The organism is Alteromonas stellipolaris (assembly GCF_001562115.1).
Lineage (GTDB): Bacteria > Pseudomonadota > Gammaproteobacteria > Enterobacterales > Alteromonadaceae > Alteromonas > Alteromonas stellipolaris.
This window is the reverse complement of record NZ_CP013927.1, coordinates 131,931-149,884: the sequence shown is the minus strand read 5'-3', so window position 1 is coordinate 149,884 and position 17,954 is coordinate 131,931. Positions and strand designations below refer to the sequence as shown.

The following is a 17,954-nucleotide window of genomic DNA, read 5'->3' as shown; positions in this document are numbered from 1 at the left end:
CATTATTATAGATAAGTGTAATTATCTATAATAATAAAATCCCTTTGCTTACTTTGCAAGTATTGCGTTACATATAACGCTTAAAATAAATTGCTTTTGCAGGGTAGTTACCGCCGTGTTATAAAGCGTTATAAGTAACGCTTTAAGGGGTAGGGCAGTGAAAGAAGATAAGATTTGGCAAGATTACCTTTTTAAAAATCTAGATAAGTTTTTAAATGGTTTAACTGAAAATGATTTCATTGATGGCGAAAAGTTAAATTCATCTGATATTGAAATAGATAAATCAATTCCAAAAAATACGTATATCAGCTTACGTAAATATATTAATCAAGACGCCATTAAAAGCTTACAAAATAGATTCCGAGCGCATAAACATAGGCAGAAAACTGGAATTAAAAATATCCAGCTAAAAGAAAATTACTTAATTATGCTAGAGAAATTCAAAAATTTAGTTGGTGCGGAAACGTTAGAAGAAACCATAGATTTTTTACTGTCACCGGACTATCGCGACTATGAACATGATGTCAATCAAGCTAAAGCACAGTTAGCTGAAAATAGTTTCAGTGGCACTGAGGTGATGACTGAAAATTTTGCGAAGCGTCTTAAGAATTACGACAGGGAGCGCTTGTCGCTCATTATCGAAATGGCCTTCAATGAAGGGTGGCGATCAGCAAAACAATCGAAGAAGAGAACCGGTAATCCGCGCAAAGAAGCGCTCAGTCAGTCTGATTTGTATAATGACGTAGTGAAATTAATAACAAAAGGTAATGATGGTGATTATTGATAACACATGGAGCATTTTTGCACCCAATAACACATTAGCTTCACTTCGTGACCTAATGGATGAAATATGCCGACAAATATGCGAATACAGAGAATCTGTTCCCATCGTGCCAGAACTGTGCTTGCCAACCGCAGCAAAGGAAATATCACTAACGCCACTCATCATGCAAGCCGCCTATAATCTGCACCGGAATGAGAAGGCCGTTTTTTGGCCAGTATCCGAAATGACCGCTACAAGAAGTGATAAGGGGTCAAAGGGTCGCATTGATATAGGTTTATTCAGTAAGAGGCACGCAACTTTTATTGAGTGCAAGGCTGTAAGAAGCAGTGCCACCAACAGAAACAACAATAAAATAGAGAATGCGTTAGACATAGCAACGAAGCAACTACTCGATATAGATATGGAAGAACTGCTATTCAATTCCCCAACAGAAACGAAAAATAACATTCGTGCAAATAATAAGCTAATACCAATGGTCGCAGTAAATGTGACATGCAATAAGAATAGAGTTGAGAGTCGCGATCGACTATTTATGCAAAAAGTGGATTCAATTCGTGATAATTTCCCTAATTCAATGATAGTACAGGTCAAATATAGGCCGCATTACATCCGATGTAGTGGTGATATGAATTTAAATAATGAGAATAGGAAACTAATGTCAATTGGCCATGTTTTTATTTTGACTAACATGCAGATGAGATTTAATTAATTATTTATTCACGCATGATAAGTGTAATTATCATGCGTGAATTTTTACTTTATTGTAGAGAATAAAATTTCTATTGAATATTGAGACTATTTAATTCAATATTTTCCTTGGAATTTCGCTTCAGGATAAGTAGTAACCAGCCACCTATCCAGGTAACCATTCCTAACAGGAATATAGTCAATGTGAACAGAAAGGCTCGCCGGCCATCTTTCCTTGCGAGAAAAGCTCCTAGTACCGCTGGAATAATTGCTACAGCAAGTGTAAAAAGCCACACAAACCCCATGTCTATACTAATATAATCCATTTTATTTCCTTAGGTTCTGGTGCAAGTCAAAGTTATAGCCCCATTAACTACCTTCATTTACAGCTGTTGATTTAGCTAGCGAGACTCTATCCGACGAGTCGCAATAGCTGCATTCAGTGTACAAATCTTCTCCGTAAGCGCCAGTCACAAATAACAAGCTAAAAGATAACAGTTAGTATTTTTATCATTTTGATTTCCCTATTTTGATACAAGGCTCATTGGCCTGAATGTTTTTTACTCATAAATTGATTTGTTTTCAATCAAATTTACAGTGCGTTTACATAAACCTTATTCGCCGTTATTTTGAACTGAAACATATTTATGGGAGTTGCTTACTCCACGAGCCATAATTTTGCTACTGCTAAAAGGGGCGTTTTTCTCCGGTTGCAAGTTACACCCGCTTTTCATTATCAGTTGTTAGCAATATTTAGTGCGTTCTTTAATAGAGGGTGCGCCCGAGATACAATCGCCATCTCATCTTCGAATAAGAAGACTTAGTAGTTCACCGAAATGTAATGCCAGTGACGTCGAAAAATCGCCTTTAAAACAGCGGCATAAAAAAGTAAAAATGGTGAATTTGAATACTGAAAGGATGAATTTCTATAAAAGAAAATACCGCCTAATGGCGGTATTTTCTGTATGTTGCCGACTAATCTGAATAATTAACTTACTGCTTCTTTTAACGCCTTACCTGCTTTAAAGGTAACTGATTTGCTTGCGGCAATCGTGATTTCTTCACCCGTCTGTGGGTTTCTTCCTTTGCGTTCACTACGCTCAGTAAGAGAAAATGTACCGAAACCAACCAGTGCAACAGACTCGCCGGTCTTAGTAGTCTCACCAACTGCAGCGCAAAACGAGTCGAGCATTTTTGTCGCGTCACGAAGTGTTACGTCTGAATCTTTTGCTATTTTTGCTACTAAATCTTTCTTATTCATAGGTTCTGAGTTCCTTTATACATTGAGTGAAAGCTAATCACTTCTTATGCTATACCGAATCTTAAGCACATTTCAAAAGAGAACGTCACCATATCCGGAAATATAATGCCAATACTTATGCAAAACTATACTTTGGTCTAATGTGCGTTTGCTTCTGGCAAGCAAAATTGGTCAGTATTTGAAAGCTAGGTAGTAGAAGTGATGAACATAAATAATGAGTGCAAAGATTTAGTGAATCAGGCGTTGGGGCACTCGGCACTACCTATATTCATAGTAGATGTTAATAGTGTCGTTTCCTTTGCAAATACAGGTGCCATTGAACTGTTAAACGAGAACGTAGATACGGTAGTCGGCAGTAAAATTACCACATTATTCGGTCTTACCCCGAATGACTTGGCATCGAGTCATAATGAAATCTTTACTACTACTTTATTTAACCCACTCCCGCATATTGAAGCCTTAAGGCTCTCTATTTCATATGTGGCGACTGGTGACCAGAATCACTATGTAGTTTTCATGCGAGATATCACTCAAGAGCTTCAAACATTGAGTGAGCGCAACTTGTTATCAAATACCATTGATCAAATTGGGCAAGCTATATTGGTGTTGTCTACTGAGTTACAGATAATACAAACTAATACTCAGTTTCAGCATTTAGTGGGCTATTCAGAGGAAGAATTACTGGGTTCACACCCTACTGACTACCTTATCCATGAGCAAGACAATCCTATTTTATTCCATGATATTCGTCAGCATGTTGAACGCTGCAGAACCTTTGACCTAGAACTGACAGCACGAACAAAATTTGGTGAGCACATCACCTTAGATATTCAGTGTAGCCCCTACTATTCTTCCAATAGCGAAAAACCAGAATACATTATTGGCTGAACTACCGTTTAGGTCACTGATTTTCGATAACTTCACCTAAGCGCTTAATTTATATAAAGAAAATAGTTAAATTTACTATTTTTCAGCTAGCGTTACCGCTACAGTTATCGCCGAGTAGAATTACGAAGCCCTTGGGTCTACTATCATGAATTTTATAAGAGAACACTTCTGGATTTTGACCATAACTTTCTGTATCAAATAAAAATGCACTTACTCGCTCAATAGTATCATCAGCAAGTGTATTAATTTCTTCAGAATTTTTAGAGCTTAGATCGCGTAATTCATTGCTCATTACAAGAGCTGCGCCTTCCCATTTAGTTTGAGTGTGATGGTAATATAATCCGCGTGCTATATGTGACAACACGCTATCAAAACGTTTTAAGTCGATTGAATACGCGGCAGTATGTTCTACTTTTCCATCTGGATGTTTCAGCATTACACGTTGATAATTATCCAAAAAATTCGAATACGTGCCATGACGCCTTTCAATTGCCCGCATAATCTTCGTGTTCAACAGTTGTTCCTTTATGTCGTTGCCATGGAAGCAAGTAGATAGACAAAATACTCATCGTCTTTACTTTTATTATTATTGTGTTCCTCACAAGATGGTACCGTTATTAGTTCTTTGCGTAGACTGAATTCCCTGAGCAAATCTTTTTGTTTGGGAAATAAGGCTTTTGGGGGTATATGCTCTTTCGTTGTTGCCAAAGCGTCGCACATGTAACATGTATTGGTTCCCATTAGCTACTCGACTTTTCTATCTTTACCAGATGTAGCACGTTTTTTTCGCTCAACTTGGACATATACTGTATCGGTGGTGGCACTACTAGCATGGCCTAGGTCTTCTGACAGATCCTTGAGAGGTCTATCACGCTCAATTTCCATGCTTGCACCCGTATGGCGTAAATAGTGTGTTGTAGCTTCATTTAATTTTTGAGCCGGGTCTAGACCTTGTTCTCTTTTCATTTTTTCATATGCCGCATCAAATACTTGTTGAATGAGCCTACTTATCTGGCGACTTGTTAGCCCGCCACGACCTCTTATTTTCTCTACTAATATGGTTTGCTCACCCTTTGATGGCAGCGGCGATAGGCCGCGCCACTCACGATAGCGTTTTAAGTAACTTAAATAACCCTGCGGTACGGTAATATCGCGTATTTTCTTACCTTTACCGTATACTTTAAACCACCAATTATTATCTTCATCAGTCCAAAAATGACTCATTACGGGTGTCCAATCTTGCCTATCAGAAAGCTCAGAAAGCCTAAGAAACAGCGTTTTCATTGTAGATACAATAAACAAATTTCGTTCGAATAGTGCGTCTTTATCCGCTAACTCAACTGCGGTATCGATCAGATATTGCCACTGGTGCTCTGTTAGCCGACTGACAGTTTTTATTTGGCTATCTTTTATCATATGCTTGCAATCACGCTTGGCGAGAGGAATGGGATTACCGAAGCAAATTTCCTCATCAATCAGGTGTCGGTAAAAAGAGCTGAGTGCAACAAACGTAGATTCTAAGGTCTGCAGGGACGGTTTGTATTTTTTTGGGTCAAGGACTCGTTCTTTGTCATATTTTGGTGGGGTCAGCCTGAATGGTGTCCATTTGAGGTTTGAAGCAAAATAACCGTTGTTTAAACTAAATCTGTCATGTAGCTGAGTGCTGATCCATTTAATCGGCGGCGCAACACAAAAATCAATGTAACTCAAAATATCAGCTTTGCGTAAATCGTCGACAGGCTGTTTATCAACCATAAATACCCAGAGCAAAAACTTTTCGATGTCGTTTCGAAAACGCACGTAAGTATGCTCAGATTTGTTGCGGCCGATATACAGTAGGTAATCCTTTGCCCATTCCCAATGTTGCTTCATCCATGCAGGTTGATTATCTAGATAGGCAGACAGCTGCGGATAGTCATTAAGACTCAGCTCAATCAGTTCAGCATAGGTTGGAAACAAAGGTGTGGGTTTAGTCGTGGCCAAAACGTTTAGGTTTGTCGATTAACATAGTAACAATATAACTTACTCTTTACCCTATGTCTAATACTGAATAGTATTAGACATAGGGATACATATCAGGAGTACAACTACCCCCCTGGAAAATCAGTTTTAATTACACATTCTATTCCAGTACTTTTTAATCTTGATGTTCTTTATTAATGAGCATGATCTGAAATTATGAATCTGTTCGAAACTTGCTTAAATATAACTTCTCAGCTCCTACAATGAGCACTAAGCCAATTATCGCAGCCCAGATCACCAATATATCAGAGGATGCCTTTATCCAAATAAATGCCCCTAGCACCACAATATCCAATGCTATTGCACTTTGCACGATAACAGCACTTGCGTTAACTTCTTTACGCAAGTGCTTAAACACGCCCCAATGTATTGCTATATCCATGAGCAAATAAAAGATTGCGCCTAACGATGCAATCCGGCTCAAATCAAAGAAAATTGTTAGTAACATGGCGATCACCACAGTGTATACAACTGTGTGTTGTTGCACGCTGCCTGGCATGCCAAAGTGACTGTGCGGGACTAGTTTCATCTCAGTCAACATCGCTAACATGCGTGAAACGGCAAACACACTTGCAATCACACCTGATACCGTCGCAACAATAGCAAAGCCTACCGTGATCCACAGCCCGCTTCTTCCGAATGCTGGTTTCGACGCTTCGGCTAGCGCGTAGTCTTTTGCCACCACAATTTCATCTATCGATAAATTAGTTCCAACCGCTACTGCTACCAACATGTAGATTATAAAGCAGATAAATATTGAAATGATAATGGCTCGACCCACATTTTTCTTTGGATCAACAATCTCGCCTCCACTATTAGTAATAGTAGTGAAGCCTTTGAAGGCCAAAATAGCCAACGCCACGGAGCCTATAAAGTTACTAACGCTCGTATCAGCAGGCACAATAAAAGTGCTAGTAAAACCCGCATCAGCAACGTAAATACCCCCGCCCGCTAACACCAGCAACCCCAATGCTTTGGCTATTCCCATGATAAAAGACGTCGTCTGAATAATTTTGTTTCCAAGTACATTAATCAAGAACGCGGCAATTAGTAAAGCAACACCAAGAGCAGGTACCATCCATCTCTCTGGCTCGATGTCAAAAGGTTGCAGAGCATAGTTGCCAAAGGTTCGCGCAACTAAACTTTGATTAATAACCATAGAAAAGTACATCAATAAGGCACAACATGCGGTTATTGTGCCCTTCCCGTACGCTTTTTCTAAAAACATAGCAATACCGCCTGCCGAAGGGAAAGCGTTAGATAGCTTAACGTAGGAATACGCGCTCGCTGAAGATATGATGGCAGCAGCCAAAAAAGCAAAGGGGAACCACTCGCGAGCTAGCTCAGCTACTTGCCCGGTCAGTGCGAAAATGCCCGCGCCTATCATTACGCCAGTACCCATTGCTATTGCGCCGGCTAAGCTTAAACTGCCTTTGTCATAATTTGAATGTTCGTGTTCGGCCATTATTAACTTCCTTGATTATCATGTTGTACGGAGTACGAGACATCATTTGTCTGTAAAGCGACGCTACATATCTTGAAAACGATTCAAGCCTTGTGCCATTAATATTATTTCTTGATTTTCAAGCTTCAATAAGTTGCTTAGAAGCTCTATATGATGAGGAATAATGGCCTGCTCTTTTAAGTATGAGTATAGGGCTATTACCTGTTGATGCTGGTTAAGCACGTTCGCAACAATTTCAGATTCCGTTTTATTCTCAAAATCACCGTCACAATCGTCGTGCAGGAAAATTGGGTTTTTCTCCAAATATTCTATAAACAAGGTTTCCAATTCACTAAACTTAGCTTTATCGGAAAACGCTTTAACCAAAGCAGCAAGATGCTGTTCGTGAGCAAGCAAGTATTGCATTGCCATTTGTGTTCGCTCTGAGTGACTCGGCGCGCAATGTTTCAGACATGTCGCCAATTGTTCATGGAATTTTATAGTCCAGTGCAGTATGTCGCGCATACTTTCTATCTTCATAAATATCCTTTAGTTCTGAAAGCTAACTATTGATTCTGCCAGCCATATTAATTTAAACGATACAGATACAAACTTCATAACAGGCAGATTACCGTTGCATTACACCTTTGTCAGATAGCGGCTTTTATTGGGTGTTTCTCTTTTATTTAGCGGGATTTACGATAGTGTAAAAGTTAGATATAAGTCCGGTAGATATTAATGTGAGGTTGTAAATGAATAACACAAAACAAAATCAGCGGCGCACATTTCTAAGAAATGCCGTGTACACCGCTGGCGGTTTAGCATTAACTAGTCGAATGTCAGCGCCATGGGCCATGCCTCAGGGCTATACTAAACAAAGCATTGATGAACATAACTTGGCAATGAATTTTGGTAACAGCGTCGTTAGTGGCGAGGTCATCGATTTAACGATTGCAAAACAAGTTAAACATATTGCAGGCGGTACTTCACAGCCTATTACTATAAACGGAACATCACCGGGTCCACTACTACGTTTAAAAGAGGGTCAAAATGTCACCATTAATGTGGCTAATCAACTCAACGATAGCACGTCCATACATTGGCATGGCTTTATTTTACCTTACACGATGGACGGTGTGCCGGGAGTCGCATTTCCTGGGATAGCGCCAAACTCAACGTTTCGATACCAATTTGATGTTGAGCAAAATGGCACGTATTGGTATCACAGCCACTCAGGCTTGCAAGAGCAACTCGGCCATTTGGGGCCAGTCATTATAGATCCGAAAGATGGTGACATTGGTGCCGACAGAGAGCACGTGATTTTGCTAAGCGATTGGACATTCGAAAACCCGCATGATGTATTCAGACACTTAAAAGTAGGTGAAGGTTATTACAACTATCAACAAAGAACCATTGAGGACACCGTAAACGACATCAAAAAAAGAGGCTTCATAAATACGCTAAAAGAGAGAGCGATGTGGGCTGAGATGCGCATGAACCCGCGAGATATTTTAGACGTTACCGCCTCAACGTACACTTACCTTATGAACGGGCGTGACGCCTCAACAAACTGGACGGCTTTGTACAAACCCAACGAAAGCGTGCGGCTAAGATTAATTAACGGTTCCGCTATGACCTACTTCGATTTCAGGATCCCGGGATTAGAGATGGTTGTCGTTGCTGCAGACGGACAGCCAGTAAAACCGGTTACTGTCGAAGAAATTCGCATTGCGGTTGCTGAAACCTACGACGTAATTGTGAGACCCAAAGGAGCCACAACCTACACGCTTTATGCTGAAAGTATGGATAGAAGTGGTTATGTTCGCGGTACATTAGCGACTGATTTGGGCGTTCAAGCATCTGTTCCTGAACTTCGCCAAATGCCAGAGCGCGGAATGGCAGCGATGGGAATGGGAGATATGTCTTCTATGGATAGTATGCCGAATATGGATGAGAACGGCTCAACAAAATCCATGAGCAAGCATACAGACATGTCAAAAATGAATGGCATGGGCGATTCAGAAATGATGAATATGCCGCAAAGTAAAAAACCACTGCCCATAGACAGCATTGACATCAAACACGATGCATCGGGTCATGGCGTTGGGGCATCAATGATTGCAAGCAATCCGACTAGCCGTTTAGATGAGCCTGGCATTGGATTAGAAGACGTTCAGCATAAAGTTTTATTATATAGCGATTTAGTAGGTGCTGAACCATGGCCAGATGAGCGCGAACCAACTCAGACTATTGAGCTGCATTTAACCGGCAACATGGAGCGTTACATGTGGTCGTTCGATGGTCTTAAATTTAGCGAAGTGAAAGAGCCTGTGCACTTTAGATATGGTGAACGAATACGGCTTATTTTGGTGAATGACTCTATGATGAATCATCCTATCCATTTACACGGTATGTGGATGGAGCTGGAGAATGGCAATTATCCACCGCCAAGAAAACACACCATCAGCTTAAAGCCCAGTGAAAAAGTATCGCTACTCATTAGCGCAGATGCACCCGGAAATTGGGCATTCCATTGCCATCTGCTGTATCACATGGATGCAGGTATGTTCAGAATTGTGTCGGTATCTTAGGAGATGACTATGAAGAATGTAAATACCATTATTTTATCTCTTGTAGCTGCTAGCATGGGAACCCTACTTTCGAGTGCACATGCACAAGAAGCATCGCCATCTGATTGGCCTGAACCTGTCGTTGATTATTACACTGGTACGATACTGTTTGACCGCTTCGAATATACCCGCACCGATGAAGATGAAAATATTGGGGTATGGGATATGGTTGGTTGGTACGGGGGTGACACGTATCGCCTTTATTTCAAAAGTGAAGGTGAAAACAAACAAAATGATGGTGAGCCAACAGACATTGAACGAGCAGAGATACTCGCTAGTAAATTAATTGCGCCCTACTGGGAGTTGCAAGCAGGATTAGGAACTCGAGGAACATTATCAAGTGAATCTAATATGGAAAATTATGCGGTAATAAGCCTTTACGGCTTGGCACCCTACCAATTTGAAATGGATAACTCGTTAATGATAAATGAAGATGGCGACATCAGTTTTGCAATGGAAGCAGAATATGAAATAAGAGTCACACAAACCTCATATCTTCAGCCTCGTTTAGCAATTAGCGCATCACTGTCGGAATCTGAAAGGTTTGATCGCCAATCTGGCTTCAATTCAATTCGATTAGGGCTTCGCTACCGTTATGAGTTTTCACGTGAATTTGCCCCTTATGTGGGTATGTATTGGAGCAAATCGTTGGGCAACACCGCCGATGTTGCTGAGCTCGCCGGTGAACCGATAAGCGAAACTGGACTAGTTCTGGGTGCGCGGTTTTGGTTTTAAGAGGATAGAGAAGATAATAAAATGGAAGTTATACTTCAGCTTTTAATTGCTTTTGTAACTATCGGTTTAGCTACGGGCAGCCACTACTTTTTTCTGCAGCGACTTAGAGCGTGGATAAATAACACAAGACTATCGCCGTTTTTAACTCTACTAGGCGTTGTTTACGGTATAACTATTAGTCAGTTAACTGCGGCGCTGTGGTTTGCTATTAGCTTTAAAGTTTCCATTACGCTCGGGCTAGGTGGTTTTGATGGAGAAGCTGTTGCCACCTTTGTCGACATTTTTTATTTCTCGCTAATCAACCTCACCACACTGGGAATGGCTCCAATTGAGCCATTACGGCATCTATATCTTCTTGCAGGAATTGAAGCCATGACAGGTTTCTTGCTTGTAAGCTGTTCTGCATCATTAATTTTTAAAACAATGAATAAGTAATAAAATAGGACCTATTATGACTAAGTACACTAAATTTTTTGCAATGATTTTTACCTCAACTGCAGCAATGCTGCTCATGATGTATTTCAACACCTTTGAATTTGACCATGTTTTCTTTAGTGAAACACGTTTGTATATGGCGATATACATGGGCGCCATGATGGCAATTATCATGCTGTTATTTATGTTGAACATGTATGAAAGCAAGGCAAAAAACACACTAATATTATTGGGTAGTGCGGCAGTATTCGCTATCTCGCTATTCTTAGTTCGTTCTCAAACGACAGTTGCAGACTCCTCGTGGATGAAAGCCATGATACCGCACCACTCTATCGCCATATTGACCAGCGGCAGAGCAAACATCGAAGACCCTCGCGTTAAGAAATTGGCAAACGAGATCATCAGTGCACAAGAACGTGAAATTAAAGAAATGAAATGGCTGCTTGAGGATATTGAGAAAAATGGCATTGCGACATCAGCCGATGACGCCACTAAAAGAGCTGTCCCAGAATTTAGCGGACAATAATCGATAGTTAACTAGATTGATATAAGGACGATAAGATGAAAAAAACAGCAACGCTTTATCGAATGCACACCAGTGAGCATATTTGCCCTTATGGATTACGCTCAAAAGACCTTCTCGAAAGAAAAGGCTTTGAAGTAGAAGACCATAAGTTGACCTCGCGAGAAGAAACTGACGAGTTTAAGAAAAAACATAATGTTAAAACCACACCTCAAACTTTCATCGACGACAATAAAATTGGCGGTTATGACGATTTGAGAGATTATTTTGGCATGGAGCCGGCAGGTCAAACCGGCACTACCTATACGCCCGTACTAGCCATTTTTGCAGTTGCCTTTTTAATGAGCTTAGCCACTAGTTTTGCATACACCTCCGGCGTTAACTTAATAAACGTCGTTGAGTTGTTCGTTGCCTATAGTATGACCATATTGGCCATTCAAAAATTGCGCGACCTATACACCTTTTCAAATTCATTTATTACCTATGATTTGTTAGCCATGCGCAACATCAGATATGCCTATGTCTATCCGTTTGCGGAGGCGTTCGCTGGTATTGGCATGCTAGCGTCGATATCTGGATTTATTGTAGGACCTGTGTCCCTTTTCATTGGAACGGTGGGCGCAATATCAGTATTTAAAGCAGTGTATATCGACAAACGAGAGCTAAAGTGCGCGTGCGTTGGCGGCGATAGCGACGTGCCACTTGGGTTTGTTTCCCTCACGGAAAATCTGTTCATGATTGGAGCTGGTGCATGGATGTTGTACTCAGCTCTTTGAAAGTTCATATTAAGAACGTTAACGTACAGAGTAATTTTAAATACAACGATAAATTAAACATTACTTTACCTTTACCAATAAGGCTGCTTTTTATTATCGATATTGGTTCAGCCAATATATAGGAGTTACCCATGTATGGATTAAGTGTGCAATTGCAAATATTTTTAGATACTGCACTGACTACTGTTGTTTACAAACTAAATACGAATGGGAGATAAACATGTTATTTCGCCAATTTTTTGATTCTGAATCGAGCACTTATAGCTATCTCTTGGCTAGCGATAGTGGCCACGAAGCGTTGCTAATCGACCCGGTAATAGACAAGGTGGATATGTATCTGAAACTAGTCGAACAACTCGATGCTCGACTAGTGCGAGCCATCGATACTCATACCCATGCGGATCACATCACCGGTCTTAGGAAGTTGCGGGAAAAGACCGGTTGCATCACGGTAATGGGCGAACAGACAAAGGCCGACTGTGTATCTGAAACTATTCGGGAGGTGCCGTCGCTATACCGCGTGGTGTATTGGAAATGAAAATTTCCGACGAAGAAAGCGACCATCAACGGCCTATAGTCACCTATTGTGCCAGCGGTGGTTGTGCCTCGTTAGCCGCAGCCACATTACGACAAATGGGCTATATTGCAGCTTTTGCGTCGAAAGCTGGCTTTGACGATTTGCAGGCTGCCGGACTACCTTGTAATAAGCCCGACTAAATTTTCACATAAACATAGTTATGTGTCTGTGCGATAGCAACGCGTTGCACGCAGACGGGGCCCTTTTAGTGGTCTTACGGAATGTCAACAGGAGAGGACAGAACTATGATAAGCGATATAAATATGGGGATGATGGTGCGTATGGGATTGGTTTATCTATTGATTATTGGCGTTTTGATTTTGTCGATTGCCGCACCTTGGAAGTACTTGCGTTCGAAGGAAAAATAGAGTGATGGGTCAACTTTGGATTAGTCGCGCGGTCCGGAATCCGGAAGCGAATTTCTTGCTCATTTCCTTTCTCTTCAATTTCGTCTGGGAGATGTGGCAAATGCCTTTCTACGAGGGGCTGAAAACACTGGACTACATGAGCGTCGTTCGAACGTGCACTCAAGCGAGTATAGGCGATGGTGTGATAAGCGTGTTGGCTTACTGGAGCGCCGTCGTGATCGCTCGATCCAGAGATTGGATCCATCAGATGGCCGTTACTCCGGCGTTAACTTATCTGGCTACCGGGCTGGTCATCACGACTTTCATGGAGTGGCTGGCAACCGACGTATTGGACCGCTGGCAGTACGCGCCAAACATGCCGGAGCTACCTATACTAGGTACGGGGTTGCTGCCGATTTTGCAGTGGTTGATTCTGCCACCGCTGATCCTCTGGTTTGTTCGCCAGCTGTCGGTTGGGACATCGTAGAAACAGGTATTGCCAAGTAAACTTTTGAAGTCGCACTAAATGTAGGCTTGAGTGTCATTCTACGGCTCGTCGCTATTCAGCAAACGCACATTCCCTTAGGTGACGATATGTTTCGACTCGGGTCAAGTGGCGGCCCTGATTAAACAAATTTGAAACCGTTTCATGAGCCATCAAAAATCGTTGGGCTTGAGAAGTAGACTTAAATTTCCGCATAACACACGCTCCCTCATCTTGGTCGATTTGTGCGATTTCTTGCCGCTGTTATTTTCCGATTCGTTATTGCTGTGCAGTGTCCCTGGGATCAACTCCCGATGAGCAACAACATAGCTCCATAATTTGTCCTTCACATTCTTCCTTGGCTCCTCGCCATGGCGCTTCAATGATCGGCGAAAAAAGCGTTTGACAGCGGCGCTATCCCTTTTTGTCTGAAGGTAAACATCTAAAACTTCACCGTCTTGAACCACAGCCCGCCAAAGGTTTTTCTGGTCAACTCCAACCGGACTTCTTCTTTAAAGACATTTCATAGTTAATCGGCGACAGATTGCCATTAGCTGTATGCAACCGATCTTGGTCGGAAACAAGGGGGCAGAACAATTGAAAAGCGACTATTGATTAAAAGTCCACATCATTTCCTCGTCGAACCAGGAGCTAAAAATCAGCGTAAACTAATGTCAGCAATGTCACTTTCTGTCATTAATTAAAGAATGACTCGACCGTCTGCTTTTAGTGAAAGAGCCGTAGGCATATCCGTCAGAGTAAATTTACTGAGTCGCTTCGAATTTTGGGAGACGCTTATAGCGCTGTAAAAGTGGTGTAAAATAATGATGATTTATACAATTACTGCATAACACCACGCGCATGCCTTCGATATTATTGAATAAATGAAACGCTGAAGCAGTATTATTGAATACAACCGATGCTGTAATATTTTGAGGAAGTGTGGATAATGCCAATGCCTAGGGGTGACTAAATTGCTGGGTCATAAGCTTATAATAAGCTACGTTGAAACCACTATATCAATTCAGATATGGATGCTTTATGCAAACACACAATACCATCTAAACAGCTTACGACTAATAGGCATTTATCGTCCAAAATGACGTTTCCTGGTAAATAAGAATGATCATATTCTTCAGCCTCAATATGACTTACATTAAATAAGACATTGTCTAGTTTTACGACTACCCCAAAAAAACCAAAGCGACGAGACAATAATTTGATGCGACTGGCGGGTAAATTCCAATCTACCGCTCTTTCAAATATATCAATGCGCGGCCAGTAAGAATGATCGACTTGAGGCTTAGCTGAATCGTAATATTTATCAACATTAGTGAAAAACGTTTTAATTAGGTTTAGCGACTCGATGTGCATTTTAACCATCAAGGTCGTTATAGATTCGTCAGTCGATACTGGCACCTTCAATTGCATAATGATGTCGCCTGCGTCAACAACATCCGATATTTTATGAAGCGTGAGCCCCGATATTGTTGGGTGGTTCATTAAGTAAGGCAGAGGCGTTGGTCCTCTTCCTTTTGGCAGCAAAGTAGGATGAAGATTGATTGCATACTTAACGTCAGTAGATGGCAATGTGTGCAAATATTCTGCAACAATGAACATCTCGGCCCCTAGTAAAATAAGCTTGTTCAAGTCATCTAAAGTAGGTTTAACCTCAGCCAAGGGAATTTGATGATGAGAACATAAGCCTGTTATGGTTGAAGCACCATGTTCAGGTTGGTTCTTATAAACACGCAGTATTTGATGGCCTTCATCAAGTAAATATTTTAAGCATGACGAGAACAAGTTATTCCCAAAATACACAATTTTCATGATGCTTTCCGCCAATCAGAATAAACACGATGAAAGCTTTTATTAAACCTAGGTATAAAGCCGTATCGATATAAAATAAAACCTTTGCGCTCACTGGCTACTTGCATGCAACTTCCCTAATGACTGCGACAGAATAGCTTTGTGCTAACGAACAATGTTTTGCTTAAAAACTAAATATTGAAAACAACGTCATTTTTACTTACGGAACGCGAATGATATTTTGTGCTGTTAACAAAACTAGCCACAAAGGCTTATTTTTCTTGCGTACATCAAGTCTTATCAGATTTACTGTCTTGTAGTTTGCTTAAAACCTCTTCAAACTGCTGTTTGCCGCAGTTCTCGCCATCTTCTGTTTTTGGGTCTGTTTCTTTAGTCGTTTCAGTCTTTATGTCGATGCTTTTTGAAATGTTATTCGCAATTTCCAAAGTTAATTCCTTAAATTTAATAGTGAAGCTAGATTTACAATGAGAGCGTAAAGTAAGTGATTTGATTCCTGAGTTCATTGCATGTGGATTACATTTTAATTACATTGCCGTCATTATTAGCATGAGCGATTAGAGGGAATAATGAAATTTACTGACATTCTTGCCATAAGCCTGTTGCACTATTGATTGCCTTTTGACAAGCTGAATTACCCCAAAGCCGTGGATGATGGCTCGATGTTTTGAGCATGTCGAGCATTCCAATTGGATTGCTGTGCTACCAAATTTTTTACGGGATCTATGGGGCTATAACGCGACGGGTAATAATGCAAGTGTCAGTTTAGTGCACGCGTGGTATTTGAATTAAAAGAAATATAGCCAACAGACAAAGCGATAATGACAATACCTGTCCATTGCCAAAAAGTTAAGGTCTCATCAAAGTAATACCAACCCAGATACAGCCCAAATACCGGCGTTAAAAAACTGTACATATTAAGATGATACAAAGGTGCTTTGTCCATTAACCAAAACCAGATGAGAAATGGAAGCGCTGTGCCGGGTATCGCAAGCAAAGTGACAATACTGGGATACACTATCGATTCGACTATCGGGTCAATCACGCTTGTATTGGTCATGTATGACTGATAAAAACTAAAAATTCCTAATGGTATGGCACCAATCAACAGTTGAAAGCCCATGGCATAATAAATATCCACTTTATTTGCGATTAATTATGTTAGACAGGAGCGTTGCTCCTGCCTAACGCTGTGCTGACTAGTTCTTCTTATGTTTATGCATCGATTTAGACTTTTCCGCGGTATGCCCCATCATTTGAACCATCATCTCCTCCATCATCGACATACGGTTTTCCATCATGGCCATTTTATCTTTCGTCGACATGTCGCTGTGCATCTGCTCCATTCCTTTTTCGTCCTTTGATTTTTTAGAGTCCGCACCATGCATCATGGTCATCATGTTTTGCATCTTTTGTGCGTGCTCAGACAACATGGCATCTCGTTTATTTGGGTCGGTTTCTTTTTTGACGGCATCCAATACATTACGCATTTCATCTAAATGAATTTGCATTTTTTCCATCATCTGAGCATCCATCATTGGCATTGCGGCCTTATCAGAATGCTGATGTGCCTGAGTTACCGTGATGGGTGCGGCAACTAATATTCCTGCTAATAGCAATGAAGTAAGTGTTTTCATCATATTTTCCTCTATTTTTGCTCCTGAGAGCGGTTCATGTAAAAAATCATGTTTTGTCAATTTAGTTATATACTTCGTTCGTTGCGCAACGCACTATTTCGGTGTTAAAAAAGCGACCAAAGCGACAGTTAGAAGACGAGCGCCTGATGGGGTTAATTAAGCATTCTTGGCTAGAAAGTGGCTGTGTCTATGGGTATAGAAAAGTCACGAGTGACCTTAAAGATTTAGGTGAAGCTTGCAGCAAACATCGTGTAGCTAAACTGATGAAATTAGAAGGTATAAAGGCACAAGTCGGTTATAAAAAGCATAAAGGGCATTACAGTGGAAAGCCTGCTGTTGTTGCCGATAACGTGCTTGATAGGCAATTTACGGTAGCTAAACCGAACAGATACTGGGTCACTGACATTACCTACATCCGCACTCATGAAGGCTGGCTCTACCTTGCCGTCGTTTTAGACTTATACTCTCGCGCTGTGGTTGGTTGGTCGATGAGTTCTCGTATGGAATCAGAACTCGTTACTCAGGCACTGCTAGCAGCAGTATGGCGACGAAAACCCAAAAAGCAGGTGCTTATACATTCAGATCAAGGAAGTCAATTTACAGGCTATGAGTGGAGTGACTTCTTAACAGAGCATAATCTCAAGGCCAGCATGAGTCGTCGAGGAAACTGCCACGACAATGCCGTCGCAGAGAGCTTCTTCCAGCTACTCAAGAGAGAACGAATAAAGAGAAAAATTTATACAACACGTGAACATGCAAGAGCCGACATATTCGATTACATCGAAATGTTTTATAACTCTAGACGCAAGCATGGCGAAGCGAATAATATGCCTCCACTGGCTTATGAAAAGCTAGAAAAATTCAAACGAAAATCTGTCTAGTAAAGTCTGGTCGATT

The 17,954-nt window shown here is 41.0% G+C and carries 21 protein-coding genes and 3 pseudogenes; 13 read left to right on the top strand and 11 right to left on the bottom strand.

What is annotated here, in order from left to right; translation table 11 throughout:
- Positions 1-157 precede the first annotated feature (157 nt).
- Complete coding sequence (locus tag AVL57_RS20485) at positions 158-784, top strand: hypothetical protein (RefSeq protein ID WP_061093741.1); 627 nt, start codon at positions 158-160, stop codon at positions 782-784.
- A complete protein-coding gene (locus AVL57_RS20480; protein ID WP_312038630.1) occupies positions 768-1,493 on the top strand; it encodes a hypothetical protein in 726 nt (241 codons plus the stop codon). Before AVL57_RS20485 ends, AVL57_RS20480 begins: the two co-directional genes overlap by 17 nt.
- Positions 1,494-1,563: 70 nt before the next feature.
- Here AVL57_RS20480 and AVL57_RS20475 read toward each other — a convergent pair whose 3' ends face one another.
- Together AVL57_RS20475 and AVL57_RS20470 are read right to left on the bottom strand one after the other, a co-directional pair.
- Complete coding sequence (locus tag AVL57_RS20475; RefSeq protein ID WP_061093739.1) at positions 1,564-1,797, bottom strand: hypothetical protein; 234 nt, start codon at positions 1,795-1,797, stop codon at positions 1,564-1,566.
- Positions 1,798-2,459: 662 nt separating this feature from the next.
- Positions 2,460-2,732, bottom strand: coding sequence for an HU family DNA-binding protein (locus AVL57_RS20470; protein WP_061093738.1), 273 nt, complete (start codon positions 2,730-2,732; stop codon positions 2,460-2,462).
- Positions 2,733-2,933: 201 nt separating this feature from the next.
- Here AVL57_RS20470 and AVL57_RS20465 point away from each other — a divergent pair, with 201 nt between their 5' ends.
- Positions 2,934-3,620, top strand: coding sequence for a PAS domain-containing protein (locus tag AVL57_RS20465; protein ID WP_061093737.1), 687 nt, complete (start codon positions 2,934-2,936; stop codon positions 3,618-3,620).
- A gap of 82 nt (positions 3,621-3,702) precedes the next feature.
- Here AVL57_RS20465 and AVL57_RS20460 read toward each other — a convergent pair whose 3' ends face one another.
- The 4 genes from AVL57_RS20460 to AVL57_RS20440 all read right to left on the bottom strand — a co-directional run bounded on the left by AVL57_RS20460 (position 3,703) and on the right by AVL57_RS20440 (position 7,626).
- Positions 3,703-4,134 (bottom strand): hypothetical protein, encoded by a 432-nt coding sequence (locus AVL57_RS20460; protein WP_156454885.1) that lies wholly within the window; start codon positions 4,132-4,134, stop codon positions 3,703-3,705.
- A gap of 230 nt (positions 4,135-4,364) precedes the next feature.
- Positions 4,365-5,603, bottom strand: coding sequence for a tyrosine-type recombinase/integrase (locus AVL57_RS20450; RefSeq protein WP_061093734.1), 1,239 nt, complete (start codon positions 5,601-5,603; stop codon positions 4,365-4,367).
- Positions 5,604-5,796: 193 nt separating this feature from the next.
- Positions 5,797-7,107 (bottom strand): APC family permease, encoded by a 1,311-nt coding sequence (locus AVL57_RS20445; protein ID WP_061093733.1) that lies wholly within the window; start codon positions 7,105-7,107, stop codon positions 5,797-5,799.
- A 63-nt stretch (positions 7,108-7,170) separates the two neighbouring features.
- Positions 7,171-7,626: a hypothetical protein gene (locus AVL57_RS20440; RefSeq protein ID WP_061093732.1), complete on the bottom strand. Its 456-nt coding sequence runs from the start codon at positions 7,624-7,626 to the stop codon at positions 7,171-7,173.
- A gap of 212 nt (positions 7,627-7,838) precedes the next feature.
- Here AVL57_RS20440 and AVL57_RS20435 point away from each other — a divergent pair, with 212 nt between their 5' ends.
- The 9 genes and pseudogenes from AVL57_RS20435 (at position 7,839) to AVL57_RS20400 (ending at position 13,596) form a co-directional block, all read left to right on the top strand.
- Entirely contained in the window at positions 7,839-9,677 is a 1,839-nt protein-coding gene (locus AVL57_RS20435; RefSeq protein WP_061093731.1) for a copper resistance system multicopper oxidase, read from the top strand.
- 9 nt (positions 9,678-9,686) lie between these two features.
- Entirely contained in the window at positions 9,687-10,451 is a 765-nt protein-coding gene (locus AVL57_RS20430) for a copper resistance protein B (RefSeq protein WP_061093730.1), read from the top strand.
- 21 nt (positions 10,452-10,472) lie between these two features.
- Entirely contained in the window at positions 10,473-10,886 is a 414-nt protein-coding gene (locus tag AVL57_RS20425; RefSeq protein WP_061093729.1) for an ion channel, read from the top strand.
- Positions 10,887-10,902: 16 nt separating this feature from the next.
- Positions 10,903-11,412, top strand: coding sequence for a DUF305 domain-containing protein (locus AVL57_RS20420; RefSeq protein ID WP_061093728.1), 510 nt, complete (start codon positions 10,903-10,905; stop codon positions 11,410-11,412).
- A gap of 35 nt (positions 11,413-11,447) precedes the next feature.
- Positions 11,448-12,185 carry a MauE/DoxX family redox-associated membrane protein gene (locus tag AVL57_RS20415; RefSeq protein ID WP_061093727.1) on the top strand — a complete coding sequence of 246 codons (738 nt, stop codon included), beginning with the start codon at positions 11,448-11,450 and terminating at the stop codon, positions 12,183-12,185.
- Positions 12,186-12,405: 220 nt separating this feature from the next.
- Positions 12,406-12,672: pseudogene (locus AVL57_RS20410) on the top strand (MBL fold metallo-hydrolase); the annotation flags it as partial.
- A 47-nt stretch (positions 12,673-12,719) separates the two neighbouring features.
- Positions 12,720-12,902, top strand: a complete 183-nt coding sequence (locus AVL57_RS20405; RefSeq protein WP_312038629.1) for a rhodanese-like domain-containing protein — start codon at positions 12,720-12,722, stop codon at positions 12,900-12,902.
- Between the two features lie 81 nt (positions 12,903-12,983).
- Positions 12,984-13,130: a hypothetical protein gene (locus AVL57_RS21265; protein WP_156454884.1), complete on the top strand. Its 147-nt coding sequence runs from the start codon at positions 12,984-12,986 to the stop codon at positions 13,128-13,130.
- A 4-nt stretch (positions 13,131-13,134) separates the two neighbouring features.
- Positions 13,135-13,596 carry a hypothetical protein gene (locus AVL57_RS20400; protein ID WP_312038646.1) on the top strand — a complete coding sequence of 154 codons (462 nt, stop codon included), beginning with the start codon at positions 13,135-13,137 and terminating at the stop codon, positions 13,594-13,596.
- Between the two features lie 72 nt (positions 13,597-13,668).
- Here the strand turns inward: AVL57_RS20400 and AVL57_RS20395 are convergent.
- From AVL57_RS20395 to AVL57_RS20380, 5 genes and pseudogenes are all read right to left on the bottom strand, one after another.
- A pseudogene (locus AVL57_RS20395) lies at positions 13,669-14,081 on the bottom strand (DDE-type integrase/transposase/recombinase); the annotation flags it as partial.
- A 526-nt stretch (positions 14,082-14,607) separates the two neighbouring features.
- A complete protein-coding gene (locus tag AVL57_RS20390; protein ID WP_061093725.1) occupies positions 14,608-15,423 on the bottom strand; it encodes a formyltransferase family protein in 816 nt (271 codons plus the stop codon).
- A gap of 269 nt (positions 15,424-15,692) precedes the next feature.
- Positions 15,693-15,848 carry a hypothetical protein gene (locus AVL57_RS21260; protein ID WP_156454883.1) on the bottom strand — a complete coding sequence of 52 codons (156 nt, stop codon included), beginning with the start codon at positions 15,846-15,848 and terminating at the stop codon, positions 15,693-15,695.
- A gap of 332 nt (positions 15,849-16,180) precedes the next feature.
- Positions 16,181-16,561 (bottom strand): EamA family transporter, encoded by a 381-nt coding sequence (locus tag AVL57_RS20385; protein WP_061093724.1) that lies wholly within the window; start codon positions 16,559-16,561, stop codon positions 16,181-16,183.
- A 58-nt stretch (positions 16,562-16,619) separates the two neighbouring features.
- Positions 16,620-17,060: a hypothetical protein gene (locus AVL57_RS20380; protein ID WP_312038628.1), complete on the bottom strand. Its 441-nt coding sequence runs from the start codon at positions 17,058-17,060 to the stop codon at positions 16,620-16,622.
- A 68-nt stretch (positions 17,061-17,128) separates the two neighbouring features.
- Between AVL57_RS20380 and AVL57_RS20375 the strand changes: the two are divergent.
- Positions 17,129-17,938: pseudogene (locus AVL57_RS20375) on the top strand (IS3 family transposase); the annotation flags it as partial.
- Positions 17,939-17,954 lie beyond the last annotated feature (16 nt).